Origin of the sequence: Enterobacter sp. 725m/11 (genome assembly GCF_011683705.1) — a bacterium.
In the GTDB taxonomy this organism is placed as follows: domain Bacteria; phylum Pseudomonadota; class Gammaproteobacteria; order Enterobacterales; family Enterobacteriaceae; genus Enterobacter; species Enterobacter bugandensis.
Window position 1 is genome coordinate 42,941 of sequence record NZ_JAAQOK010000001.1, and the last position, 23,824, is coordinate 66,764.

Genomic DNA, 23,824 nt, shown 5'->3' on the forward strand with positions numbered 1-23,824 from the left:
GAGCGTTTCGCACATCATAAAAAGAAGTCAGGCAGAGGTATCTATGGATGTTAATCAAATCGCCCGCGAGCTTATTCCGCTGCTGGGCGGCAAGGAAAATATCGCCAGCGCTGCGCACTGCGCTACGCGTCTTCGTCTGGTGCTGGTCGACGACGCGCTTGCCGATCGGCAGGCGATTGGCAAGGTCGAGGGCGTGAAGGGCTGTTTTCATAACGCCGGGCAGATGCAGGTCATTTTCGGCACGGGCGTGGTGAATAAGGTCTACGCCGCGTTTATTCAGGCGGCGGGGATTAGCGAGTCCAGCAAGTCTGAAGCGGCGGATATCGCCGCGCGCAAGCTGAACCCGTTCCAGCGCATTGCGCGTCTGCTCTCAAATATCTTTGTCCCGATCATTCCCGCCATTGTGGCGTCCGGCCTGCTGATGGGCCTTCTCGGCATGGTGAAAACCTACGGCTGGGTCAATGCGGATAACGCCCTCTACATCATGCTGGACATGTGCAGCTCGGCGGCGTTTATCATTCTGCCAATCCTGATCGGCTTTACCGCGGCGCGGGAATTTGGCGGGAACCCGTATCTGGGCGCGACGCTGGGCGGTATTCTGACCCACCCGGCACTGACCAACGCCTGGGGCGTGGCCTCCGGCTTCCACACCATGAACTTCTTCGGCCTTGAGATCGCGATGATTGGCTACCAGGGCACGGTATTCCCGGTGCTGCTGGCCGTCTGGTTTATGAGCATCGTCGAGAAAAACCTGCGCCGCGCGATCCCGGACGCGCTGGATTTGATTTTGACGCCGTTCCTCACCGTCGTTATCTCTGGCTTCATCGCCTTGCTGATTATCGGCCCGGCAGGGCGCGCGCTGGGCGACGGCATCTCCTTTATTCTGAGCACGCTGATTGAACACGCGGGCTGGCTGGCCGGGCTGCTGTTCGGCGGGCTGTATTCAGTGATTGTGATCACCGGTATTCACCACAGCTTCCACGCGATTGAAGCCGGGCTGCTGGGTAACCCGTCCATTGGCGTAAACTTCCTGCTGCCGATCTGGGCCATGGCGAACGTGGCGCAGGGCGGCGCCTGTCTGGCGGTGTGGTTCAAAACCAAAGACGCCAAAATCAAAGCCATTACCTTACCGTCGGCGTTTTCTGCGATGCTGGGCATTACCGAAGCGGCCATTTTTGGTATCAACCTGCGCTTCGTGAAGCCGTTTATCGCGGCGCTGATCGGCGGCGCGGCGGGCGGAGCCTGGGTGGTGTCAGTGCATGTCTACATGACCGCCGTCGGGCTGACCGCTATTCCGGGCATGGCTATCGTTCAGGCCAGCTCGCTCCTTAACTATATTATCGGCATGGTGATTGCCTTCGGCGTGGCGTTTACCGTCTCGCTGCTGCTGAAATATAAAACGGACTCTGAATAATGACGCAACTTTCCCGCTGGCCTGCGATCCTGCAGGCCGTTATGAAAGGGCAGCCGCGGGCGCTGGCGGATAGCCATTACCCGCAGTGGCACCCCGCGCCGGTGACGGGGCTGATGAACGACCCGAACGGGTTTATCTGGTTTGCAGGACGCTACCATCTGTTTTATCAGTGGAACCCGCTGGCCTGCGAGCATCGCTTTAAATGCTGGGGGCACTGGAGCTCTGCAGACCTGGTACACTGGCAGCATGAGCCGCTGGCGCTGATGCCCGACGAGGAGTATGACCGCAACGGCTGCTACTCCGGTAGCGCCGTGGACAACCACGGTGTCCTCACACTGTGCTACACCGGCAACGTTAAGTTTGATGACGGTAGCCGCACCGCCTGGCAGTGCCTCGCCGTGGAGCAGCCGGACGGAACCTTTACGAAGCTGGGGCCGGTGCTGGCGCTGCCGGAAGGCTACACCGGCCACGTGCGTGACCCGAAGGTATGGCAGCACGACGGGGAGTGGTACAAGGTGCTGGGTGCGCAGGATGTGCAAAAGCGCGGCAAGGTGCTGCTGTTTAAATCAGCCGATTTGCATGCCTGGACGTCCTGCGGGGAGATCGCTGGTCACGGCGTCAACGGCCTGACGGAAGCGGGGTATATGTGGGAGTGCCCGGACCTGTTCGCCCTCGACGGAACGCACGTCCTGATCTGCTGCCCGCAGGGGCTGGCGCGCGAGCCGCATCGCTACCTCAATACCTATCCGGCCACCTGGATGAGCGGGGCGTTTGACTATGCCAGCGCCGCATTCGATCACGGCGATCTGCACGAGCTGGACGCGGGCTTTGAATTTTACGCTCCGCAAACGACGCTGGCGGAGGACGGGCGACGTATTCTGATCGGCTGGATGGGCGTACCGGACGGGGAAGAGATGCTTCAGCCGACGCGGACGCACGGCTGGATGCACCAGATGACCTGCCCGCGTGAATTACGCTTCCGCGACGGCAGGCTCTGGCAGACTCCGGCGCGCGAGCTGGCGGCGCTGCGCGAAGAAGAGCAGCGCTGGCAGGGGCGCACCAGCGAGGCGCCGGAACTGGACGCGACGCGCCTGGAGTTTGAGCTGGGCGCATCGCAGGTGAATGTCGATTTCGCAGGCGCGCTGCGCCTCACGGTCGATGAGCAGGGTTTACGCCTTGAACGCGCGAGCCTGAAAACCGGTGAAACATTGACCCGCTACTGGCAGGGTGAGGTTCGTCATTTACGCGTTCTGTGCGACTGCTCAAGCGTTGAAATTTTCATCAATCACGGTGAAGGGGTGATGAGCAGCCGCTATTTTCCTGACCATCCGGCCCGGGTGCGATTCGAAGGTGCGTCCGACATCACATTACGCTACTGGTCGCTGCGCGCCTGCATGATAGAATGAGGGTTTTGGCAGCCGGATCTAAGTCGTTGTGAGAAAAACAAAACGCGTCACCATAAAAGACATCGCGGAGCTGGCGGGTGTGTCAAAAGCCACCGCCAGCCTCGTCCTGAACGGGCGCAGCAAAGAGCTTCGCGTGGCGGAAGAGACGCGCGAGCGCGTGCTGGCGATTGCAAAAGAGCACCACTATCAGCCCAGCATTCACGCCCGCTCGCTGCGCGATAACCGCAGCCACACCATTGGTCTTGTCGTTCCTGAAATTACCAACTACGGTTTCGCCGTCTTTTCTCACGAGCTGGAGACGCTGTGCCGCGAGGCCGGCGTTCAGCTGCTTATCTCCTGCAGCGATGAAAACCCAGGGCAGGAGACGGTGGTGGTGAACAATATGGTAGCGCGTCAGGTGGACGGGCTGATTGTGGCCTCCAGCATGCTGAACGATGCGGACTACCTGAAGCTCAGCGAGCAGCTGCCCGTGGTGCTTTTTGACCGGCACATGAACGACAGCGCACTGCCGCTGGTGATCACCGACTCCATTTCCCCGACAGCGGCGCTGGTAGCGGACATTGCGCGCCAGCATCCGAATGAATTCTACTTCCTCGGCGGCCAGCCGCGCCTGTCTCCGACGCGCGACCGTCTGGACGGTTTTAAGCAAGGTCTGCGAGAGGCCGGCGTTGAGCTTCGCCCCGAGTGGATCATTCACGGCAACTATCACCCGAGCTCCGGATACGAGATGTTTGCCGAACTCTGCGCCCGCCTGGGGCGTCCGCCAAAAGCGCTTTTCACCGCCGCCTGCGGGCTGCTGGAAGGGGTGCTGCGCTATATGGGCCAGCATAACCTGTTGCATAGCGATATCAGATTAGCCAGCTTTGACGATCACTATCTCTACGATTCACTGACGATCCCGGTGGATACCATTCGCCAGGATAACCGTCAGCTGGCGTGGCACTGCTTTGATCTGATTGGCAAATTGATCGAAGGGGAGACGCCGCAGCCATTGCAGCGCAAGCTGGATGCCACCCTGCAGCGGCGCTATAAGTCAGGGGTATAGCGTCGTTCGATACATCAATAACTTTAATTAATTTAAGTTTTGGAAGCGCCGATAACCATAAGGAATAATTCTCCTTGAGGTATTGGTTTATGTCGTTGAAAAAGTCGTCCCTGATTGTCCTGTTCTCGCTGCTTTTGTTCTTTATCGTCAGCACCGTGACGAGCGTTGGCCTCATCATTAAAAGTAATAACTCGCTGGATAACGTCAACAAAGAGATCCAGGTGGTACTGTCGATTATTGACCCCATCAACCACAGCCGTACGCTGCGCGTGCGGGTGATGGAGTACGTGAAGATGGTGGAAGCGGGCAACGCGGCGGACGGCGCTGCAAAGCTTACCGCAGTGAAAGAGGCGCTGACCAAAGCGGACAATGCCTTTGCGGCGTTTATGGCTTCGCCGCGTCTGACGGATGAAGCGCCGCTGGTGAGTGCCTATCAGGACGCCTGGCAAAACTACCGCAACCAGGGGCTGGCGCCGCTGATCGATGCCGCTGCGGCGCACGATGTCGCCAAATTTGACGCGCTGATCCCGGAAGTTTCCCGTCTCGATCGTCAGTACGAAATCGTGCTCGACCAGGTGCTTTCGGTCCACCAGAAATACGCTAAAAGCCTGAACGAGGATGCGAGCAGCAATTTCGTCTCCGGCCTGGTGATGATTGCCGTTATTGCCTGCCTGTTTGTGGTGGTGATCGTTGCAGTCAGCATCTTCATGAAGCGCTTTGTCTTTGCCCCGGTAAACCTGGCGCGCGAGCACTGCAGCCAGATTGCGGCGGGCAAGCTGGACATTCCGGTGCCGGTGAAGGGGAGTTCAAGCAACGAAATCGACCACCTGATGGGTTCGATGGAGCAGATGCGTCAGGCACTGCTGGCGACCATCGCCCAGGTGCGCGATGCGAGCCATACCGTAACGCACGCAGCCCAGGAGATTGCCTCCGGGAATATCGATCTGGCTTCGCGTACCGAGCAGCAGGCTTCCGCGTTGACCCAGACGGCGGCGAGCATGGAAGAGCTGAGCGCGACGGTGGCGAATAATACCGATAATGTCTATCAGGCCGGAAAACTGGTGCAGGACGCGGTGAAAAATGCCCACACCGGTGAAGCGGTGACCCGCGAAGTCATCGACACGATGAACACCATCGCGGCGAACTCGAAGCGCATCGAAGACATTACCAGCGTGATCAACAGCATCGCCTTCCAGACCAACATTCTGGCACTTAACGCGGCGGTTGAAGCGGCGCGCGCCGGTACGCAGGGCCGCGGTTTTGCAGTGGTGGCCAGCGAAGTGCGCACTCTCGCGCAGAAAAGCGCGGTGGCGGCTAAAGACATCGAGAGCCTGATTGCGCAGTCGGTCTCCAGCGTCAAAAACGGTGCGGAGCTGGTGAGCCGCTCGGGCGAGGTGATTGATTCGATTATTTCGTCGGTGAATAAGGTGAATACGCTGATGGAGCAGATCTCCATCGCCTCTGAGGAGCAGAGCCGCGGGATCGGCCAGGTCGGGCAGGCGGTAACCGAGATGGATGGCGTGACCCAGCAGAACGCCGCGCTGGTGCAGCAGTCCGCGGCGGCAGCGGCCTCGCTGGAAGAGCAGGCGCAGCAGCTTTCGCGGAGTATTGCGAGTTTTAGGTTGCCGGTGCAGGCGTAAGTCTTTGACACGTGCCGGGTGGCGCTGACGCTTACCCGGCCTACGAAACCTGTAGGCCCGTGCAAGCGTCAGCGCGCCGCCGGGCAATAACCGCGAATGTGCGGCCAGAGTAATTATTTCATTCACCCCAGCAATATTTCCCTCCCTCATCCGTCTACCTCATCACAAGCCATAATCAGTTACTGCACACGAGGTAAACACCATGAGAGATTTTGAACTGCAAGGCAGAGGTCACGGGCGCGGATTCGGGCGCCACCGTATGGGCAAGGGATTAGTCATCGGCGCGGTGATTTTCATCGTGCTCGGCCTGCTGGTGATGTCCCTGTGGAATGCCTTGCTTCCGGCGATCCTCGGCGTGAAGGCCATTGGTTTCTGGCAGGCGCTAGGGATTCTGGTGCTGAGCCGCATTCTGTTTGGCGGATTAGGTTTCCGCCCGGGGATGTTTGGCGCGCACCGGCGGATGCACGAGCGCTGGATGAACATGACGCCCGAGCAGCGCGAGGCGTTTATTCAGCAGCGTCGCGAAGGTTTTGGTCGTCACGGTCGCGGTCACTGCGGCTGGCACGGCCATCGTGACGATAAGCGCGATGACGCCGCGCCCAAAACCCCGGAAGCAGAGTGAGCGAAATGAAAGCCGGGGAGGCGGGCGGATCCATGCTGATGTCGGCGCTCAACGCCTGCCGCGCCCGGCTGAAAGCCTTCATTCGCGGACGGACGTCCGTTCGCGATGATGCCGACGACATTTTGCAGGAAGTCACGTATCAGCTGATGAAAGTGGAGCAACCGGTCGAAAACGTCGCCGCCTGGCTGTTCCGCGCGGCGCGTAACGAGATGACAGACCGGGCGCGCAAAAAGCGCGAGGTGTCGCTCTCCGGCTATTTTACGGGCGAAGATGACGAGGGTTTTCCGGAAGACGAGCTGGCCGAAACCTTGTTCGGCGTACCGCAAACGCCGGAGGAGGAGTATCTCAAAACGCTGCTGTGGGAAGAGCTGGGGCAGGCGCTGTCTGAACTCCCGCCACCGCAGCGGGAGGTGTTTGAAAAGACCGAGCTGCACGGCTACAGCATTAAAATGCTGGCAGAGGAGACGGGGGCCAGCGAGCAGGCGCTGTTATCCCGCAAGCACAAGGCGGTGCTGTTTCTGCGCACGCGTCTGCGGGATATCTACGACGCGCTGACGGGGGAATAGCGGCGACAGACAAAACCTTACACTTCCGGCACTTGTAGATTCATCACTATCGTTTATGATCGGGGCGTCTTGTTACTCTGGAATATTATGCGCAACCGTCAGCTCCTCGGAAAATGGCTTTTGATCATCACCTGTCTCGCGATGGCGATTTGCCTCGTGCAGCGTGCGGTGATGCTCAACCATTTTTTACAGGGACTGGATCCGCAGATTTCACTGAGTGCAGATGCCCCAACGCAAAGCAGCACCGAGCAGTCCGGGCCATCGCCCTGCCAGCTGGGCGCCCAGTCGCTTCTTTGTGCCCAGCCGCTGTTCTTCGACGGCGCGCTGCCGGCTATCATTATCTTCTTCGCGCTGTTACAGCTGCTGACGCAAGGGCGGGCATTCGCTCCCGCGGAACAGCCGGTTCAGGCACCGCCTCCCCGAATACACCTTAAAAACTGCGTTTTCCGTGAATGAAAATCATCGTCACCACACGATAATTTTTCACTGTTCACGGAGTAATACATGGTTAACCTCTTCAGGGGATTCGTCCTCCTGTGGCTGTCCTGCATCGGCGTTGCCCATGCGGCAGACACCGGCTGGCTGGTCTCCCCACAAAACGATCACGCCCGCATCCGCTTTCAGGCGGAGAGGGAACAAACGCACGTTAAAGGCCTGCTCACCGTTGAGCTAAAGCCCGGCTGGAAAACCTACTGGCGATCGCCGGGCGAGGGCGGCGTCGCGCCAAAAATCAGCTGGCCGGACGGCGTAACGGACAGTTGGTCTTGGCCGGCACCGTCGCGTTTCGATATCTCCGGCATGACCACGCAGGGATATCACGATAAGGTGACGATCCCGATTACGCTCGACGGGGTGAAGGGCGCAGCGCTCGACGGAACGCTCACGCTCTCCACCTGCAGCAACGTCTGCCTGCTGACGGACTACCCGCTGCATCTCGATTTTACCCAGCCGGTGGATGAGGGCTTCCGTAGCGAGTTCGAACAAGCGATGCGCGCCGTGCCCGGTACGTCAGGCGTATCCGCAGATCTTTCCGCATGGCTCTCTGGTGACAAGCTGGTGATTACCGGCACGACGGACGGGAAGTGGGACAATCCGGGGATCTACTTTGACCCGCTGGAGGGTGACATTCTGCCAGGCGAGCCGGCCATTAAGCACGACGGCAACACGCTTCGGGTGACGGTACCCGTGACCGACGAATGGGGCGATAAACCCGCCTCGCTGGAAGGCAAGAGGCTGTCATTTGTGCTGACCAATGGCGGTAACGCGCAGCAAACCACCATGACCGTTGGGGCAACTCCCGCAGAGTCTTCCGCGCCTGAAGGAACGGGTAAAATGGTGCTTTTTGCCCTGCTGGGCGGATTGATCCTGAACCTGATGCCCTGCGTGCTGCCGGTAATGGGCATGAAGCTTAACAGCATCCTGCAGGCGGGATCGGACAGGCGCGCCATCAGGCTACGCTTCCTGGCCACCAGCGCCGGGATCCTCACCTCCTTTGCGCTGCTGGCCGCGATGGTGACCGCGCTTAAGCTGACCGGGGCGTCGCTGGGGTGGGGCATTCAGTTCCAGAACCCGTGGTTTATCGGCCTGATGGTCGCCGTCACCTTCCTGTTTGCGCTGAACCTGTTTGAGGCGTTTGAGATGCTGCTCCCTTCTGCCGCCGCCGGGCGGCTGGCAACGGCAGGGGGCAGAGGGCTTGGCGGCAGTTTCTGCGAAGGGATGTTCGCCACGCTGCTTGCCACGCCGTGCTCCGCGCCGTTCCTCGGCACGGCGGTTGCCTTTGCCCTTGGCGCGCCGCTGTACGCCCTGTGGCTTATCTTCCTGATGCTGGGCGTGGGCATGAGCCTGCCGTGGCTGTTTGTGGCCCTGGTGCCGAAAACGGCCATGCTGCTGCCAAAACCCGGCCGCTGGATGAACACGCTCAAAACGATCCTGGGCCTGATGATGCTGGCCTCCAGCCTCTGGCTGGTTACGCTGCTGAACCTGCATCTGGGCGAGGCGGTCAGCCAGGTCGTGATGTTGGTGCTGATCGTTATCGCGCTGGCGCTGTTCGCGAAGAAGGGGCAAACCTCCTCGCCGTTGTTCTGGGTCGTGATCATCGCGCTGTCGGTGTTCGGCGGGTATCAGCTGCGCGGGTTGCTCAACTCACCGTCTGACGCCACCACGCAAAGCGTCGCACAGACCATCCCGTGGCAGCCGCTCAGCGAGGAGGCCATTGAGCAGGCGCTGACGCAGGGGAAACGGGTGTTTGTGGATATCTCGGCGGACTGGTGCGTGACCTGCAAAGTTAACGAGCACCGGGTACTGCGTCAGCCGGACGTTATTGCCGCGCTGAGTCAGCCGGACGTGGTGGCCCTGCGCGGAGACTGGAGCCAGCCCTCCGCGCTTATCGCGGAGTTTCTCGCGAAGCGAAACCGCTACGCCATTCCGTTTAATGAGGTCTATGGCCCCGGCACGCCTGAGGGGGACATCCTCTCGCCGCTGCTGGACAAGCGCACCCTGGTCACCACCCTGAACAACGCAAAAGGCTAATGCATTATGAAAAAATTCTTTATTACGCTTATGCTCCTGCTGACCTCGGCTCAGGTCATGGCAGCCCAGCCGCTGACGCCGGACCAGGAGCAGCGCGCGCAGAAGATGATCGCTGATTTCCTGTTTAACGATCCGAACTCCCCGCGCATCGGCGCGAAAAATCCAAAGCTCACCCTGGTGGTGTTTACCGACTATAACTGCCCGTACTGTAAGAAATTCGATCCTTACCTGGAGAAGATCGTCGAAAAACACCCTGATGTGGCGGTGGTCTTTAAGTTTTTACCTTTCCGCTCGGAAAGTTCGCTGACAGCCGCGCGCGACGCGTTAACCGTCTGGCGCGCGCATCCCGAGCAGTTTATGAAATTTAACCATACCCTGATGGCCAAAAAGGGATACCACGATGACGCCAGCATTCAGGAGGCGCAAAAGCGCGCGGGGGTGAGCGTCACCGCGCCGGATGATGAGAGCATGGTGTCGATTAAACGCAGCCTGATCGTCGCGGAAAAAATGGGAATTCAGGGCACGCCCGCCACGCTTATCGGCGAAGGGCTGCTGCCCGGCTGGGTTCCTTTTGAACAGTTCGACGAAATGGTCAGTGACGCACTGAAAAACCGCTAACCTGAAGGGGGCGGAATGCCCCCGACAAACCGGAGAGGGAAATGAAAAAATTACTGTTACTTTCGGCGCTGGTGACCTCAGGGCTGGCCCAGGCCGCTGATGCCATACCGGATGTGGTGAAGCAGTTCAGCGAGCAGCAGCAGATCAAAATCATTAAGAAACTGGATGCCCCCGGCGGCGCACCGGCCTGGCTGGGGCAATATCAGGACATGGGCGTGACGCTGTTTTTAACGCCGGACGGCAAGCACGTTATTTCGGGCTATCTGTACGATGACAAAGGAAAAAACCTCAGCGAAGGCTATTTCCAGAAAGAGATCTACGCTCCGATGGGGCGCGAGATGTGGAAGAACCTCAACGCGGCGCATCCCCTGAAGGAAGGGGCAGATAACGCCCCGCGTAAGGTCTTCGTCTTCGCCGATCCGTTCTGCCCATACTGCAAGCAGTTCTGGGCCGAAGCGCAGCCGTGGGTGAAGGCAGGCAAGGTTCAGCTCAACACGCTGCTGGTGGCGTTTCTTAACCCCAACAGCGGGCGTAACGCCTCTGCGATCCTGAATGCGAAAGATCCGGTTTCGGCCTGGCGCGAATACGAGCTTTCCGGTGGGAAAAAATTGCCAAAACCTGAAGGGGACGCTTCCCGCGAAACGGTAGCGATCCTGCAGAAACACCAGGCGCTGATGGACAGCCTGGGCGCAAACGCCACGCCGGCCATTTACTATCTGAATGCGGAAAATGAGCTGCAGCAGGTAGTGGGGATGCCGGATGCGCGGCAGCTTGAGGCGATGTTCGGGCCGAAGCCGTAAAAACACAGGCAGAAACGGCCGTTTCTGCCTGGTCGTCACTCAGCTACCCCAGCGTCCACGGAGGTAGTTTACCGCCTGCTGCGTCTGCGGCTGGTTCAGGTAATCTTCGCGGAACAGGATAGTGCCGTTGACGTTGGGCAGCGAATCGTTGAGATCGAGCTGCTTTTTCAGCTCCGGCACGCCGCCCTGTACCGTCCAGTCCGGCTCATTCTTCGACGGTTCGCCCACCTTGTAGAACGCAATGCCGATATACAGGCGGGTGTGGGTCGGCTTGACGACGTCGGCCCACCATTTGGTCAGCACGTCGTAGCGCGCGGCATCACGGGCGAAGGGCCAGTATATCTGCGGGGCAATGTAGTCCAGCAGGCCCTGCTGCACCCACTGACGCGTATCGGCGTAGGATTCATCGTAGGCCGCGGCGCCGCGCGTGTCCGAACCCGCCGGGTCAAAGGAGCGGTTTCGCCACACGCCCGCCGGGCTGACGCCAAACTCCACGTTGGGCCTGGTCTGCTTTATCACGCGGGAGACCTGTACGATCAGCTGCTGCGTATTGTGTCTGCGCCAGTCGGCTTTTGAGGTAAATCCCTGGCCGTACTGCCGCCAGGTTTGCGCGTCGTTGAGCGCGGATCCCGGCGACTCGGCGTAAAAGTAATCATCAAACTGCACGCCGTCTACCGGGTAGTTCGCCACCACTTCGGTCACCACTTTGGTTATCCAGTCACGCACTTCGGGAATGCCCGGGTCGAGAACAAAACGATCGCCGGAGATGCGTACCCATTCCGGGTGCTGAACATAGACGCTGGACGGGGTCAGATATGAAGTCCGGTTCAGGGCGGCGATGGTTGAGGGCTTAGTATTGGTCGACACGCGGTAAGGGTTGAACCAGGCATGAACCTTCATGCCGCGCTTGTGCGCTTCATCCAGCATAAACTGCAGCGGGTCGTAACCCGGATATTCGCCGATGTTGCCTGTCAGCATATCTGACCACGGTAGAATTTTTGATGACCAGAGCGCGGTGCTGTCCGGCTTCACCTGGAAAAATACCGTATTGATGCCGAGGCGCTTAAGGTTGTCGAGCTTGCCGATCAGCGCCTGCTTTTGCATGGTGATGCGCTGGTCGGCGCTGCGGCCATTCACCGAGGCCACCGGCGGCCAGTCGAGACGAGAGACGGTCGCCAGCCAGACCCCGCGCATCGGCTCGTTTGCCTGCTGCGTCGGTTTGCTGGCGGTGGGAAGAGGGGTAACCAGTGATTTAGGTGGTTTTGAGGAGCAGCTTACAAGTAAAAGCGCGCAGGCAGCCAGCGCACCGATCCGTTTTACGTGTCGCGTCATTTGCGTATTAGCTCTTGATAATCCGACTGTTAGCCCAGGGATTAAAGGCGGGCGCCGCCTGTTCTGCGCTTTCCTCATCGTTGAGGGAATCCAGATACAGGGCTTCAACTTCCGCGCGCGCCCACGGGGTGCGGCGCAGGAATTTCAGGCTCGATTTAACGCTGGGATCTTTTCTGAAACAGTTAATTTTGATGCGGTCGCCCAATTCGCTCCAGCCATACTTCGCCACCAGGGCGTTGACCATCATCTCCAGCGTTACGCCATGTAAAGGATCTTTGGAAATGTGTGCAGTCATAGGCGTCCGGATGTCTCGATTTTTTGGGGATTGGGTTAAACGCTGAAAGGGTACAAGAAAGCAGGGGAAGCGGCAATTTTCCTTTTCCCCTCGCTCACTTTATGACGGACTCCGTGCGCTGATTTTCACCGACAATTTTTCCCGCGCTGTTTTCAATCGTAAACCGAATCGACACGTCGTCCTGGCCCACGGGCGTAGCCGTCAGCGTTTTGACCATCGTTCCCGAGTCTGCTGCGATCGTCATCGTCGTTGTGCCTTTAGCCAGCACCTTGTCGCGCTGCGTGATACGCCAGGTCAGGCGGCATTCGCTGCACGGTTTCCAGGTGTCGTTGATGGCCCAGAGGCGCACGGTCGCCGCCGCGCCGGATTGCCACTGCGCGGTGACCGGTTCGATGGACGGCAAAACAGGCTGGTACGCGCGCTGGAGCGCGTAAAACCCGGCTTTAGGTTTACGCAGATAGTCCACTACGCCCCAGTTGATGGAGGGCCAGGTTTCCACAAACATAAAGTGGAACAGGGCCGTCACCGGCTGGTATCGCTGTCGGCGATAGCTTTCGGCCGCCGTGGCCACCAGCTGAGACTGGTACGCCTGGGTATTGCGAATCATCGCCTGAATATTCTTCCCGCGCGAAATACCGGCGAACTTAAAGGTCTGGAAGGGCTGAAAATTATGGTATTTCCAGACGGTCCAGCCGGGATCGTCGGCGGCGGTCGTTTTTGGCCAGAGTGACGCCGCCGGGATGATGGTTTTTAGCGTTGACAGGCGGGGAAGCGCCTGCGCGCCGAACTCGGTAATGATCCCCGTTTTGGCTGGGGCAAGCAGGTCGCGCACGGTGCCGAAGTACCAGCCCGCCCAGTAATGCTCCTCAACGGCGGAGAAGCGGTGCACGATGCGGGAGGTATCTTCGGCAAGCGTATCCGCCACCTTTTGCGTGAGCTCGCGATTCAGATCTTTATTCCAGTCCGGGAAGCGTTTTTCCATCCACGGCGAATTCCACGGCGGTTCGTTATGCCCGCCCCAGACGATGATGGCAGGCGAATTGCCAAACTGTTCGATCATCTCCCGCGTCTGTCGAACCGCATTTTCCGTGAAAGCCGCACTGTTGTTGTAGCCCCACTGCAGCGGAACATCCTGCCAGATCATCATGCCCATCTCATCGGCCACGTCATACAACGCACGTCCGGCAACGTGTCCGTGCACGCGTATGGCGTTGGCGTTCATGGCTTCCACCAGACGAAGGTCGCGTCGGTATTTTTTCCGCGTCATGGTGCCGAGCCAGGGGGAACCGATGTAATTACTGCCCTTAATAAAAAGACGCCTGTCGTTTATGAGCCAGCCCTTATTGTCGGGCTGCTCGACGATTTTGCGCAGCCCGGTGCGGGTTACCGCCGTGTCCATTAAGCCGTTTGCATCTCGCAACGCCACGCGAACGGTATACAGGTGGGGTTTCCCCGTGCCGATCGGCCACCACAGCTTTGCCTTCGGCATGGGCAGCGTCACCTGCACGGAATGGGCACCGCTTTCGAGAGTAACCGGAAAGTCAGCCTGATAGAGCCTGCCGCTGAAGTTGGCGGGTGTGGCGGTGAGCCGCACGGTCGCCGGGCCCTGATCGAGCGCGCGATAGCGAATCTCCGCTTTTAGCGTCGGGCGAGTCAGCCCCTGTGACCAGTCGGGCCGCAGGATGGTCTCATCAAGGGTGGCGCCCCGGCTAAGGTGCAGCCGGACCGGTGCCCAGATGCCGCCCGAGTTAGCGTCCTGTCCTTCCGGCGACCAGGCGCCACCGGGACGCGTGTCATGCTGATTCAGAACCCCCTTCATGACCGTTTTATGCAAAGGCCAGATCTTGTGCGGATCTTCGTAGGGGCTGTCTACCCTGACGATGAGCCGATTGTGACGTTGTAACGCCGGGCTGGCGTCCAGCGAAAAGCGCTGAAAGTAGCCCTCATGCTTGCCCAGCGGCTGGCCGTTCAGGGTCACCTCTGCCAGGTAATCGACGCCGTCAAACACCAGGGTACTCATCACGTCGGGGGGCTGCACGGGCAGGGTAAACGCGTGCTTGTACCACAGCGCACCCTGATGATCGTACCCGGCGCTGTACCAGTTGGCAGGAACCTGAAGCGGATGCCAGCCTGATGCGGCAGGATGTGCGCTGTCATTGGCATCCTGAACCTGCCATTCTCCGGCCAGAGACCAACTGACCGGCGCAGAATTCGCCACCGCGTGGGTGGTCAACAGGGCAACGAGCAGCGTGCAGTTGCGAGCGTTCATTTGTTTACCCCGCGCGCGTTGAGCCACGCCATCAGGCGCAGCGATTCCTGGCGAAGATTTTCTTTCAGGGCCGCAAGCTGGCGCCCATCCAGCGTATGCGCGTCGCTTTCCAGCACCTGCAGCTGCTGTGCGAGCGTGCTGAAGTCCAGGGTGACGGCTTCTCCGCGCAGCTTGTGGGCCGCGCGTCGCAGCGCCTCGCGGTCGTTGCTGTCGATCGCCTGGGTAATGGTTTTGATTGCTTCATTTAGCCCTTCGCCAAACAGGGCCAGCAGCTCCTGTACCAGGGTGGGATCGTCAGCGCACTGCTTCAGCAGGCGTGCTTCATCCGGAAAACCGGAGGCGTCTTCGTGGTGCTGGAGCACGCGGGCAATCTCTTCAGCGAGACGCTCCTGGCTGATGGGTTTGGCAATGTAGCCGTCGAACCCCATGTTCAGGCAGCGCTCTTTATCCCCCTGCATGGCGTGTGCGGTCATGGCGACGGTGGGTTGAGGCGGTCCGGGCCGAGACTGCTCTTCTTCACGAAGCAGGCGAATGGCGGTCTCACCGTCCATCTCTGGCATCTGAAGGTCGATCAGTAAAACGTCCCACGTATCCGCGCGCCAGCGTTCAAGCAGCGCGACGCCATTGTCGACGATCTGACAGCTATGGCCGAGCCGCTCGAGCAGGCGCGCGGCGACCTTCTGGTTGACCAGATTATCTTCAGCCAGCAGGATCCGCAGTCCCGTGGCTGCAGGCGAGGCGACAGGCGCGGGCGTGCTTTCACCCACGGGTGCTGGCGAACGTTCAAACGCGGCGGCAATCGCCTGATGTAATTCATCCTGGGCGATAGGCTTATGCAGATAGTTCTTGATTCCGATCCGCTTCAGCATATTGATATCAAAATGTCGGCTCATGGAGCTCAGCATGATGATATGGCTTTCAGCAACCTGTGGCAGAACCGAAAGCTCAAGGGCCAGAGACACGCCGTCCATATCCGGCATCTGTGCGTCCAGCAGGATCAGGGGCCACGCCGTTCCCGTTCTAACCCGATCAATGGCCTCGCTGGCGTTGTTAACGCAGGTGGGTTTCAGTCCCATCTGGCTGAGCATCGCGGCCAGCAGCCGCAGGTTGGTCGCGTTATCATCAACCACCAGTACGGGTTCACCGTTAAAGTGCTGGCTATGTGGGCGCTCTCCGGGCGCAAGGGTCTGCGCCGCCAGGGGCAGCGAGAACGAAAATTCGCTGCCTTTTCCCGGCTCGCTGGAGACCGTTAATTCGCCCCCCATGGCCGCAACCAGTCTTGCCGAGATGGTTAGCCCGAGCCCCGTACCGCCATAGCGGCGGGTGGTTGAGTTATCCGCCTGGCTGAAGGCTTCAAAAATAGCCTTCTGCTTATCTGCCGGTATGCCAATGCCGCTGTCGCGCACGCGAAAACGCCATCGATTCGCGCTATCGCCGGGCTCAACCACCAGGATCACTTCTCCCTGATGGGTAAATTTCAGCGCGTTGCCCAGCAAATTGGTCAGGATTTGCCGCAGCCGCGCGCCGTCAACCAGCAGCACGTCGGGAACGTCGGGCGCAATATCAACCAGCAGCTCGATGCCTTTTTCGCTCGCCCCCGGCATGTGCGGGCGAATGAGCGACTGAATAAAGGGGCGGACAGGTACGGGTTCCGTCTCCAGCTCCACTTTGCCGGCTTCAATTCGGGAAAAGTCGAGAATATCGTTGATGATATGCAGAAGCGACTGGGCGGAGCTCATCACCAGGGTCAGATAGTCACGCTGATCGGCACTCAGAGACGTATCCAGGCACAGCTGGGTCATGCCAATAATGCCGTTCATCGGGGTACGAATTTCATGGCTCATATTCGCCAGAAACGCGCTTTTTGCCTCATTGGCTTTTTGTGCCTCAATGGCCGAGGCGAACGCCTGAATTTCAGCCTCTTTGCGCCGCGTAATATCCTGCAGCGTGCCAATAACGCGCTCTGCGTTTCCCTCAATGGAGAGCGTAACCACCTGGCCGGACAGCAGCATCCAGCGCAGCCCTTCGGTAGGGTGATGCACGCGAATTTCACATTCAAAGACCGGACGATGATCCTGCTTCGAAGCGTGCAGCGCCTTGCGTAGCGCTGCGCGATCGTCCTCGTGGACCTGATTGAGGAGAAAACGCACCGGATATCGCCACTGTGTGCGCGACTGGCCCAGCATGGCAAGCAGGGTATCGTTGACCTGGAGCGTGTCGCCGGAAACCTGCCAGTCCCAGATCCCGATATGAATGGATTCCGCCGTCAGCAGAAAGTCGTCATGCAGCTGGTGGCGCGCGCGCTGCGCTTCATCCAGCTCCGTAACATCGCTGTGCAGGCTGACAATACCGCCGTCCGCAAGCCGCTGATGCTGGACGAAGATCCGCCGCTGGCCCGCCTGGCGCACCTCGCAGTGTTTATCCTGCCGACAGTTGCGCACGATCGACTCGCGCAGCGTCTGGCGCAGGCCGGGGTCGACGTTGTAAACGGCGTCGATAAAGCGTTCCGCCAGCGCCTCAAGTGTCGTTCCCACCGTCAGCCACGGGGTTATGACCGGATAAAACAGGGCAACGTTGTGATTCCAGGCCTGCAGGCGTTCCTCGCGGTCATAAATCATGACGGCGGCCGGCAGCGCGTTAAGATCGTACGTGAATGAACTCATCGTGATTCCCCCTACGCGCGGTAGTGCAGTTCTGCCTGTCGGCGAAGGTATTCCAGCCCGGGCGCGATCGCCATGGCCCAGGCGGTGAGGATCTCATCGTCGCACTGCGGATCGCTCAGGCTCACCGCGTTCAACATCGCTTCGCGCCAAAGGGCAAAAAACCGCGGGGGAAGGTGGAGGCCGTCGTCGCTTTGCTCCCGCGCCAGGCGCTCGAGAAAATCAGGGACGATCAGGGCGCCGTCGACCGCAAGCATGGCGAAGAAGCTTTTAAACAGGGTCTGCTGGCCCTCCCGATCCGGCAGACGAGAAAAATGCGCCTCGGTTTCGGGTGACATATGGACGAAGGCGTCATAGAACGTCTGAAAAAACGCGGTTTTTTCATTATTCGGAAAGACGCGGTTCAGGCTGGATTCAAACAGATCGCGATAGAACTTCACGGCGTCCTCCTTATGGTGCTTTCGCCCGGCAGACAGTGCCCGATGGGCGTGTATTGCTCCGCCAGACGGCGTGAGAAGTAGCTCTCTTTCTTCGACCGACGCACGTCAAACAGAGGCCCGGCGTTGTGTTTAAAGAAAAGGGCTTCCAGCACCGTGGCGTTGGTCGAGAGGGTTAAGGCAGCGTTGGTATCGCCCGTGGCTTCCTGACGGCCTTCATACCAGCCTTTCTGCGGATCGTTAAGGTGTTTGGTGACCGTCATCAGCACGTCGGTGTACGGGGTATCCCACAGCGCCCACAGGGCAAAAACCGCTTTAGTCGATACCTGTGCGAAACGGGTGTAGTCCCGGCCATCGTCTCCGACAGAGTTCCAGGCATAGCCATTTCCCCAGACGGTATCCTGGATATGCCAGGGCGCCTGAGAGAGCGTGAAATCTGCCCTGGCCGTCAGGATTTTATCGGTCTCCCAGCGGGTCTTCTGGCTTAGCCAGACGTTTTCGGCCTGCTTGCGCAGACGCTGTTGCAGATCGGCCGCAACGCCTTCTGGCTCCCAGCCAAACTCCAGGCCCGGCAGCATATAGGGAAGGGTGGTAATCAGAGAGGGCTGCCACGTGGTGCGCGGATCGCGGGCATCGACATCCAGACGCCGCTGGGCGATGATGACGTGGTGCGCCGGGGGCGTAAATGCTTTATCCGGGGAAAATCCCCACAGCTGAAACGCCGTCGCGGCATATTCACTTTCGCCCAGCCGCAGTTCCTCCCGCACGACCGGCTGACCGTTTTGCAGGGAAGAGGACCACAGTTCGCCTTCGCTATCGATGACCGGGCAGAAATTCCAGCGCAGGATAATTTTATCCAGGTATTCGCTGTACTGCGGCTCCCGCTCTGCGGTAAGGCGCAGGGCGAGCATCAGACGCGCCATGTCGCGCGCGGACCAGCCGTTTTTGCTGGGCTTGCCGCTAAAGTCGACTGGCGTCGCCGTCTGGCTGGAATAGAGTCGACCCGGCGTTCGGGCATCGGTCAGCATCAGGCGGTTAAGGGTGCCCATGAGACGGGTTAAGCGAGCGTCATACTCGGCGTCCTCAATCAGCCCCAGCTCTTTTGCCGCCAGCAGGGCGATAAGCGTATCGCCCATTTGCCAGAGCGTGACGCGGGGCTGTTTGTCGCTCCCGTTGACCAGACCCGTTTGCGGCTGGGTATTATTGACGAAATAGCGCCAGGCGATCGTCGCCCACGTCTGCTCTTCCGGCGTCAGGGCGGCGATACGCGCGCTGGAGTGCCAGCCGCCGTGGATTAGCCAGCGCCAGCCTGCGCCCTGATGGCCAAACAGGGCAAAGATGACCCCGCCTGCAAGGAGTAATCCCGCGAGCCCTCTGGCTAAGGTTTTAAGCATTGCGCAGTCACCGGAGGCAGTTTAACGGGCTCGTCCACGCTGCATGACGCGCACTGACAGGCCTGACAGGCGGGTTTGGTACGCAGCGTGACGCCGGTCCGGTCGCACCAGCTTTTTATGGCCGGTGTGCTGCTAAGGAACGGACGGCTGCGCAGCGCGTTGTTCTCTTCAAACTGATCGAGCAGTTTGCGATCCCACAGCGAGGGGGCAAAATCCTTGCTCTTTGGGTTGTCGGTGTTGAAGGCCAGCAGTTTTCCCTCTTTCTTGAACAGCAGGGCTTCCAGCATGATGCCGTTATTGTTCGCGGTGAACTCTTTGATCGGGCCGTCACCGTTTTCATACAGCCCTTCGTAGTAGCCTTTTCCCTCTTCGTTGGCATTCTCAATGGTATTCAGCAGGCGGTCGGTATAGGGGGAGTTCCACAGCACCCACATGCCCAGCGCCGCCTTCAGCGATATTGCGGCAGCGTTGGGGACGAACTGGCCTTTATCGGTAATGGTGTTCCAGTTGTATCCGTCGCTGAAGACGGTGTCATAGACGAAGTAAGGAGCCTTATCGAGCTGGTGCTCGGAGCGCGCGGTGAGGACGCCGGTAATGGTATAGCGATTCTCCTGAGCCTGATAAACGCGGTCAGCAAAGTTTTTCATCCACGTCAGGGAGTAGTCGCGCGGGGCGTTATCCCGGTCGGTCGGTTTATCAAAGCCGAACTCCAGCCCGTAGAGCAGGTAGGATTCCGTCACCACGTAGTTATGCTGCGACGTGTTGCGCGGGTCGCGCGTATCGTACGGGACCAGCACGCAGTAGATTTCGGCCAGCTCATAAGGCTGCGGACGGCTGGCTTTACAGGTATTAAACCCCCAAAGCTGGAACCCGGCCGCGCCGTACTCTTCATAGCCCAGCCGACCTTCCTGAACGTACTTCGGCTGGCCGTTCTCGAGATAGGCCCCGTACAGCGTGCCGCATGGGTCGATCGCGTGGCTGAAATCCCAGCCGAGCACCACGTTATCAATGCTGTTGCCGTATTCCGGATAGCGCTCTTTGACGATTTTCAGCCAGACCAGCATTCGCCCGATATCCAGCGCCGAGAAGCCAATTTCGCCGGGCTTGTTGGTGTAGTCCACCTTCTGGGCGCTGATGGTGTTATAGGCCTTGTTGGGCAGCTCGTTGCGGAACAGTACCAGGGTGTTTAACGTGGCGAGAAATTTCAGCATCCGGCGGTCAAATTCCGCTTTATCAATGATCCCGAGCTCGCGCGCCGCCGTCAGGGCGGCCAGATAGGAGGCGCTGTCCCACATGGTGGTGGAGGGAAATTTGTTGACCGCATTCACCAGGCCCGTCGTGGGCTGATAGTTGGTGACGAAATACTGCCAGGCGTTTTTCGCGATGGTCATCTCTCGGACCGTCAGCTCGCCGCTGCGCGGGGAGTAACCTGATGCAGGAAGCTCGGTGTCCGCACGCACGGTCGATAACGCCAGCCAGCAGATCGTTATTCCCGTGAGCAGGTGGAAAAGGATCGGGGATCGTGGCTTCATGGCGTTGCTCCTGCTGAGGGGGAAGTGTAGAGGCAGGCCAGACAGAGCATCTGACCATGCGCGATGTAAGACAGACTTTCCAGCACAATGGCATTGGTATCGGCGTCCACGACGGCATTGACGCTGTTGTTAAGATTTAATCCGCGCTGCCAGCCTTTACCCGGTACCTGAAGCGGCAGAACCTGCTGGCGCAGCGCTTCGCTCCAGCTGTTGCGGAACAGGGCATACCAGGCAAACGCGGTGCGGGTGGAGGTAATTGCCACTTTCTCCGGCACCTCGTCGCGCAGGTTGCGCGCCTGTACCGGCTGCCTGTTCGGCAGATCGTTGACGTAATCCGGCGCCGGTTCGGCGTAATCCGTGCTGACAGGCTGTTTTGGGCTGCGCAGGCTATGACGCCGCTGCTGGATCTGCATAATCCGCCACGCAATCTCAGCGCTCTGCGCGTCAAAGCCCAGCTCAAGGCCGGTTAACAGGTAGGGGAGACTGATCAGGGAGGTTTGCTTGCCCCAGGGCGTGCGTAGCCCTTCATCCGGCACCATCACGCCGTCCAGATCGATCATCTTTTGCCCTTCAGGCGGGTTGGTCACCGCGAGGCCTGCCGCGCTGTCAATCAGGCGCAGCGTATGGCTGGCATAGAGACGATAGCCAAAGCTGTCCCGCTGTTCGTCATCGGTCAGCGTCCAGTGATGGAGCGGCACGGCCGCCTGGCTTTGGACGTTATGTTCAATCAGAGCGCCGGTGTTCCAGAGGCTGAAGAGATCGTGGATAGCCGCCGCGTGCTGAGGATAGCGCCACAGGAGGGTCTGAAGCGCCGTCAGCAGGCGGCTCAGCCCAATTGCCGAGGCGTCGGGTTTGCCGAGGATTTTCAGGGTGTCGGCATGGTAATACGCGGCTGGGAGGCCTCGCTCGTTGAGCGGCAGCTGCCCCAGCGCGAACAGGGCCGTACCGATCCTCTCGTCGAACTCATCGGCGGAAATAATGTTGAGCTGCTCTGCGGCAGCGGTCGCCAACAGGTAGCTTCCCACGCTCCAGAGGCTCAGCCAGGGTTCACCGTCGCTGGCATTCACCAGCCCGTTTGGCTGGGTATTATTCACGTAGTATTGCCAGGCGACCCGCGCCCAGATGGCTTCGTCATAGGTCAGGGCGCGTTTCGCAGGCAGCGGCGGGAAGTCTTTGCTGAGCGCGATGCCGCCGCTGCTTTCCACGCGCGTGGGCATCTGTTTCTCCACCCAGACCACAATGGCAAAGCCGAGCAGGAACCCGAGCAAAATGGTGAGGTAGCTGCGCGCGGGCAGCAGGGCATCACGTATCCTCATTGGGTGACCTCATCCTCTTCGGCGGGCGTCCACATGGCCGCGAAAATCAGCGGCAGCATGGCGGCGATGTTCACCCCTCCCCAGAAAATATTGATGACGTAGCCGGAGGGGTCGTCCACCTGTCCACGCGCCACCTGAATACCGCCCCAGATAAGCCCTGCGAGGGTCAGCACCACAATGGCAATCTGCGGCTTCACCAGGTAGAGAAAACGGCCCGTCTGCCGCTCTTTTGGCGTGACGTGAAATTTGATCTGCTCGCCCCGCAGCACGGTATTGAGCGCGCGCAGGTTCATGGAAAAGAAGGAGAGGTAAGAGGCCCTGCCGTCCCAGGCCGAGATCCCCCATGTCCCGAACATAAACGCCAGTTCAGAGAAGATAAAAAAGGGGAGAAAGTGGAGATAGAACGGCGTCGACCATGCGGATACCGGCGGAATGCCGGTGAACAGATAGATAATGGGCGAAATCAAAAATACCGTGTTCCACACGCAGGCCATGTAAGACCAGAAGGTGGTGGCATACATCAGCGTCTGAGGGAGGGAAAGCCGGAAGCGGCGACGGCTGAAGATATTGTCATGGAACAAAATATCCAGCGAGCCGGCGGCGTATTTAAAGCGCTGGATCATCCAGGTCAGCATATCCTGCGGAGAGAGCATCTTCGACTCCACCCGCGGATGCATGACCGAGCGCCAGCGTCGCGCGGCGTCACCGTGCAGCAGCACCGAGGTGTAAATATCTTCGGAGACGTGAAATTTGTAGGGGGTGAGCTCGGTGTCAAACGCCACGTGCGGGCGCATCGCCTCCTGCAGCGCTTCGCGGGTTTCTTCATCGCGGATGTCGCGGGTGTGGCGATGGATCTCCTCTTCGACGGACCAGACGTAGCTTCTCAGCGCGGCCTGCATGACCGCCTCCCGCCGGTGGATGGAGGCCGCGCCGCAGCAGAAAGCCGCGTTAGCCCAGTTGCGCCGCCGCAGGATCACGTCATAGAACATGCGCGGATCGTTAAAAAACGGGTCGCGGCCTACGGTGACCGGGCCAACACACTTTTGAATCAGCCAGCCCAGACCATAGCCCACTTTTCCGGCTTTTCGCTGGCCCCAGCGTGAAAGATTTTCTCCTTCCGGAAGGTCAAAGAACCACTGCGGCGTCTGCACCCAGGCCACGTCCGGATCGCGAAAATAGCCCAGCGTATGGCTGAGCAGGGTGGGAAATACGCGGGTATCGGCGTCGCAGATAACAATGAAATCACCGTCGGTTTGCTCAAGACCGTTGCGCAGGTTGCCGGCCTTAAAGCCGATGTTGGTCTGGCGGCTGATATAGTTAATGCCTTCCTCGTCGCAGACGGCTTTCATCTCCGGGCGGCGGCCGTCATCAAGCACGTGGATCCGGTAGTCAATCGGGTACGGGTAGGCCATCTTCAGGGCGTCGCGAATGGACAGCCTGACCAGCTCGGTGTCTTCCGAGTAGGTGGCAATGAACAAATCCACTTTAACAGGACGGGGTTCTACGGCCTCTTCCGGAAACAGGCATTCGTTAATTTCGCCGGGGGGCGGACACTGGGGGGGATCCTGTTCTTTCCATAAGTTGATGGTAAACAGCACGGTCCCTATCCACGCCAGCGTTTCGGCGAGGACCAGCGGTATGGCATACCATAGTGCGTCAGTATTCAGGGAGGCGGTCCAGCGCCAGTAAATATAATTTGCACCCAGAATAAGTGCCGCGACCGCTAATACCTGCCAGGTCATCATGACCCAACGAGGTGTTGTTAACGGTTCCGGAGGACGACGATGTTCAAAACGGGAAAAATAAAAATCCATAGTTCCGGCGTTCCTGATTCCGTGAAAATGCAGACCCATTCTGCTGCGCAGACAGTTGCCCAAAAGCGAAAGAAAATAGCGAGTAAACAAGATTTAAGATAAGTGTAGAACGCCGAATAAAAGTGTCCAGCGTCG

Annotated in this window: 19 protein-coding genes; 10 read left to right on the plus strand and 9 right to left on the minus strand. The window is 59.3% G+C overall.

The window, feature by feature from the left end; genetic code table 11:
- The first annotated feature begins 43 nt into the window (after positions 1-43).
- From HBA26_RS00205 to dsbG, 10 genes are all read left to right on the plus strand, one after another.
- Positions 44-1,414: a sucrose-specific PTS transporter subunit IIBC gene (locus HBA26_RS00205; RefSeq protein WP_028013216.1), complete on the plus strand. Its 1,371-nt coding sequence runs from the start codon at positions 44-46 to the stop codon at positions 1,412-1,414.
- Positions 1,414-2,820 (plus strand): sucrose-6-phosphate hydrolase, encoded by a 1,407-nt coding sequence (locus HBA26_RS00210; RefSeq protein WP_126345517.1) that lies wholly within the window; start codon positions 1,414-1,416, stop codon positions 2,818-2,820. Before HBA26_RS00205 ends, HBA26_RS00210 begins: the two co-directional genes overlap by 1 nt.
- Positions 2,821-2,848: 28 nt before the next feature.
- Positions 2,849-3,865 (plus strand): LacI family DNA-binding transcriptional regulator, encoded by a 1,017-nt coding sequence (locus HBA26_RS00215; protein ID WP_126345518.1) that lies wholly within the window; start codon positions 2,849-2,851, stop codon positions 3,863-3,865.
- 89 nt (positions 3,866-3,954) lie between these two features.
- Positions 3,955-5,505 (plus strand): methyl-accepting chemotaxis protein, encoded by a 1,551-nt coding sequence (locus tag HBA26_RS00220; protein WP_126345519.1) that lies wholly within the window; start codon positions 3,955-3,957, stop codon positions 5,503-5,505.
- Positions 5,506-5,707: 202 nt separating this feature from the next.
- Positions 5,708-6,127 carry a hypothetical protein gene (locus tag HBA26_RS00225; protein WP_126345520.1) on the plus strand — a complete coding sequence of 140 codons (420 nt, stop codon included), beginning with the start codon at positions 5,708-5,710 and terminating at the stop codon, positions 6,125-6,127.
- Between the two features lie 5 nt (positions 6,128-6,132).
- Positions 6,133-6,693: an RNA polymerase sigma factor gene (locus tag HBA26_RS00230; RefSeq protein WP_083264082.1), complete on the plus strand. Its 561-nt coding sequence runs from the start codon at positions 6,133-6,135 to the stop codon at positions 6,691-6,693.
- Between the two features lie 87 nt (positions 6,694-6,780).
- Positions 6,781-7,149, plus strand: coding sequence for a hypothetical protein (locus tag HBA26_RS00235; RefSeq protein WP_028013210.1), 369 nt, complete (start codon positions 6,781-6,783; stop codon positions 7,147-7,149).
- A gap of 48 nt (positions 7,150-7,197) precedes the next feature.
- On the plus strand, positions 7,198-9,222 hold the full coding sequence (locus HBA26_RS00240) for a protein-disulfide reductase DsbD domain-containing protein (RefSeq protein ID WP_126345521.1): 2,025 nt from the start codon (positions 7,198-7,200) through the stop codon (positions 9,220-9,222).
- A gap of 6 nt (positions 9,223-9,228) precedes the next feature.
- The gene (locus HBA26_RS00245) at positions 9,229-9,840 is read left to right on the plus strand and encodes a DsbA family protein (protein WP_126345522.1); all 612 of its coding nucleotides are present in this window, start codon (positions 9,229-9,231) and stop codon (positions 9,838-9,840) included.
- Positions 9,841-9,881: 41 nt separating this feature from the next.
- A complete protein-coding gene (gene dsbG, locus HBA26_RS00250; RefSeq protein ID WP_126345523.1) occupies positions 9,882-10,640 on the plus strand; it encodes a thiol:disulfide interchange protein DsbG in 759 nt (252 codons plus the stop codon).
- Between the two features lie 39 nt (positions 10,641-10,679).
- Here dsbG and HBA26_RS00255 read toward each other — a convergent pair whose 3' ends face one another.
- From HBA26_RS00255 to HBA26_RS00295, 9 genes are all read right to left on the minus strand, one after another.
- Complete coding sequence (locus HBA26_RS00255; protein ID WP_126345524.1) at positions 10,680-11,972, minus strand: glycoside hydrolase family 10 protein; 1,293 nt, start codon at positions 11,970-11,972, stop codon at positions 10,680-10,682.
- 7 nt (positions 11,973-11,979) lie between these two features.
- Positions 11,980-12,267, minus strand: coding sequence for a VF530 family protein (locus HBA26_RS00260; RefSeq protein WP_041909918.1), 288 nt, complete (start codon positions 12,265-12,267; stop codon positions 11,980-11,982).
- Positions 12,268-12,361: 94 nt separating this feature from the next.
- Complete coding sequence (locus HBA26_RS00265) at positions 12,362-14,536, minus strand: glycoside hydrolase family 2 TIM barrel-domain containing protein (protein WP_126345525.1); 2,175 nt, start codon at positions 14,534-14,536, stop codon at positions 12,362-12,364.
- Complete coding sequence (locus HBA26_RS00270) at positions 14,533-17,199, minus strand: PAS domain-containing hybrid sensor histidine kinase/response regulator (RefSeq protein ID WP_126345526.1); 2,667 nt, start codon at positions 17,197-17,199, stop codon at positions 14,533-14,535. The genes HBA26_RS00265 and HBA26_RS00270 overlap by 4 nt, the downstream gene beginning before the upstream one ends.
- Before the next feature lie 11 nt (positions 17,200-17,210).
- Positions 17,211-17,636, minus strand: a complete 426-nt coding sequence (locus tag HBA26_RS00275) for a globin (protein WP_166720723.1) — start codon at positions 17,634-17,636, stop codon at positions 17,211-17,213.
- Positions 17,633-19,027 (minus strand): DUF3131 domain-containing protein, encoded by a 1,395-nt coding sequence (locus HBA26_RS00280; RefSeq protein WP_126345527.1) that lies wholly within the window; start codon positions 19,025-19,027, stop codon positions 17,633-17,635. Before HBA26_RS00280 ends, HBA26_RS00275 begins: the two co-directional genes overlap by 4 nt.
- The gene (locus HBA26_RS00285) at positions 19,012-20,559 is read right to left on the minus strand and encodes a DUF3131 domain-containing protein (RefSeq protein WP_126345528.1); all 1,548 of its coding nucleotides are present in this window, start codon (positions 20,557-20,559) and stop codon (positions 19,012-19,014) included. The genes HBA26_RS00280 and HBA26_RS00285 overlap by 16 nt, the downstream gene beginning before the upstream one ends.
- Positions 20,556-21,875: a DUF3131 domain-containing protein gene (locus HBA26_RS00290; protein WP_126345529.1), complete on the minus strand. Its 1,320-nt coding sequence runs from the start codon at positions 21,873-21,875 to the stop codon at positions 20,556-20,558. Before HBA26_RS00290 ends, HBA26_RS00285 begins: the two co-directional genes overlap by 4 nt.
- Positions 21,872-23,689, minus strand: coding sequence for a cellulose synthase catalytic subunit (locus HBA26_RS00295; protein ID WP_126345530.1), 1,818 nt, complete (start codon positions 23,687-23,689; stop codon positions 21,872-21,874). Before HBA26_RS00295 ends, HBA26_RS00290 begins: the two co-directional genes overlap by 4 nt.
- Positions 23,690-23,824 lie beyond the last annotated feature (135 nt).

What these genes read in the sequence shown, in the direction of transcription:
- HBA26_RS00255 (WP_126345524.1), bottom strand. Translation starts at nt 11,972, where the DNA reads ATGACGCGACACGTAAAACGGATCGGTGCGCTGGCTGCCTGCGCGCTT.
- HBA26_RS00280 (WP_126345527.1), bottom strand. Translation starts at nt 19,027, where the DNA reads ATGCTTAAAACCTTAGCCAGAGGGCTCGCGGGATTACTCCTTGCAGGC.
- HBA26_RS00240 (WP_126345521.1), top strand. Translation starts at nt 7,198, where the DNA reads ATGGTTAACCTCTTCAGGGGATTCGTCCTCCTGTGGCTGTCCTGCATC.
- HBA26_RS00205 (WP_028013216.1), top strand. Translation starts at nt 44, where the DNA reads ATGGATGTTAATCAAATCGCCCGCGAGCTTATTCCGCTGCTGGGCGGC.
- HBA26_RS00225 (WP_126345520.1), top strand. Translation starts at nt 5,708, where the DNA reads ATGAGAGATTTTGAACTGCAAGGCAGAGGTCACGGGCGCGGATTCGGG.
- HBA26_RS00290 (WP_126345529.1), bottom strand. Translation starts at nt 21,875, where the DNA reads ATGAGGATACGTGATGCCCTGCTGCCCGCGCGCAGCTACCTCACCATT.
- HBA26_RS00260 (WP_041909918.1), bottom strand. Translation starts at nt 12,267, where the DNA reads ATGACTGCACACATTTCCAAAGATCCTTTACATGGCGTAACGCTGGAG.
- HBA26_RS00230 (WP_083264082.1), top strand. Translation starts at nt 6,133, where the DNA reads ATGAAAGCCGGGGAGGCGGGCGGATCCATGCTGATGTCGGCGCTCAAC.
- HBA26_RS00210 (WP_126345517.1), top strand. Translation starts at nt 1,414, where the DNA reads ATGACGCAACTTTCCCGCTGGCCTGCGATCCTGCAGGCCGTTATGAAA.
- HBA26_RS00270 (WP_126345526.1), bottom strand. Translation starts at nt 17,199, where the DNA reads ATGAGTTCATTCACGTACGATCTTAACGCGCTGCCGGCCGCCGTCATG.
- HBA26_RS00265 (WP_126345525.1), bottom strand. Translation starts at nt 14,536, where the DNA reads ATGAACGCTCGCAACTGCACGCTGCTCGTTGCCCTGTTGACCACCCAC.
- HBA26_RS00285 (WP_126345528.1), bottom strand. Translation starts at nt 20,559, where the DNA reads ATGAAGCCACGATCCCCGATCCTTTTCCACCTGCTCACGGGAATAACG.
- HBA26_RS00245 (WP_126345522.1), top strand. Translation starts at nt 9,229, where the DNA reads ATGAAAAAATTCTTTATTACGCTTATGCTCCTGCTGACCTCGGCTCAG.
- HBA26_RS00295 (WP_126345530.1), bottom strand. Translation starts at nt 23,689, where the DNA reads ATGGATTTTTATTTTTCCCGTTTTGAACATCGTCGTCCTCCGGAACCG.
- dsbG (WP_126345523.1), top strand. Translation starts at nt 9,882, where the DNA reads ATGAAAAAATTACTGTTACTTTCGGCGCTGGTGACCTCAGGGCTGGCC.
- HBA26_RS00220 (WP_126345519.1), top strand. Translation starts at nt 3,955, where the DNA reads ATGTCGTTGAAAAAGTCGTCCCTGATTGTCCTGTTCTCGCTGCTTTTG.
- HBA26_RS00235 (WP_028013210.1), top strand. Translation starts at nt 6,781, where the DNA reads ATGCGCAACCGTCAGCTCCTCGGAAAATGGCTTTTGATCATCACCTGT.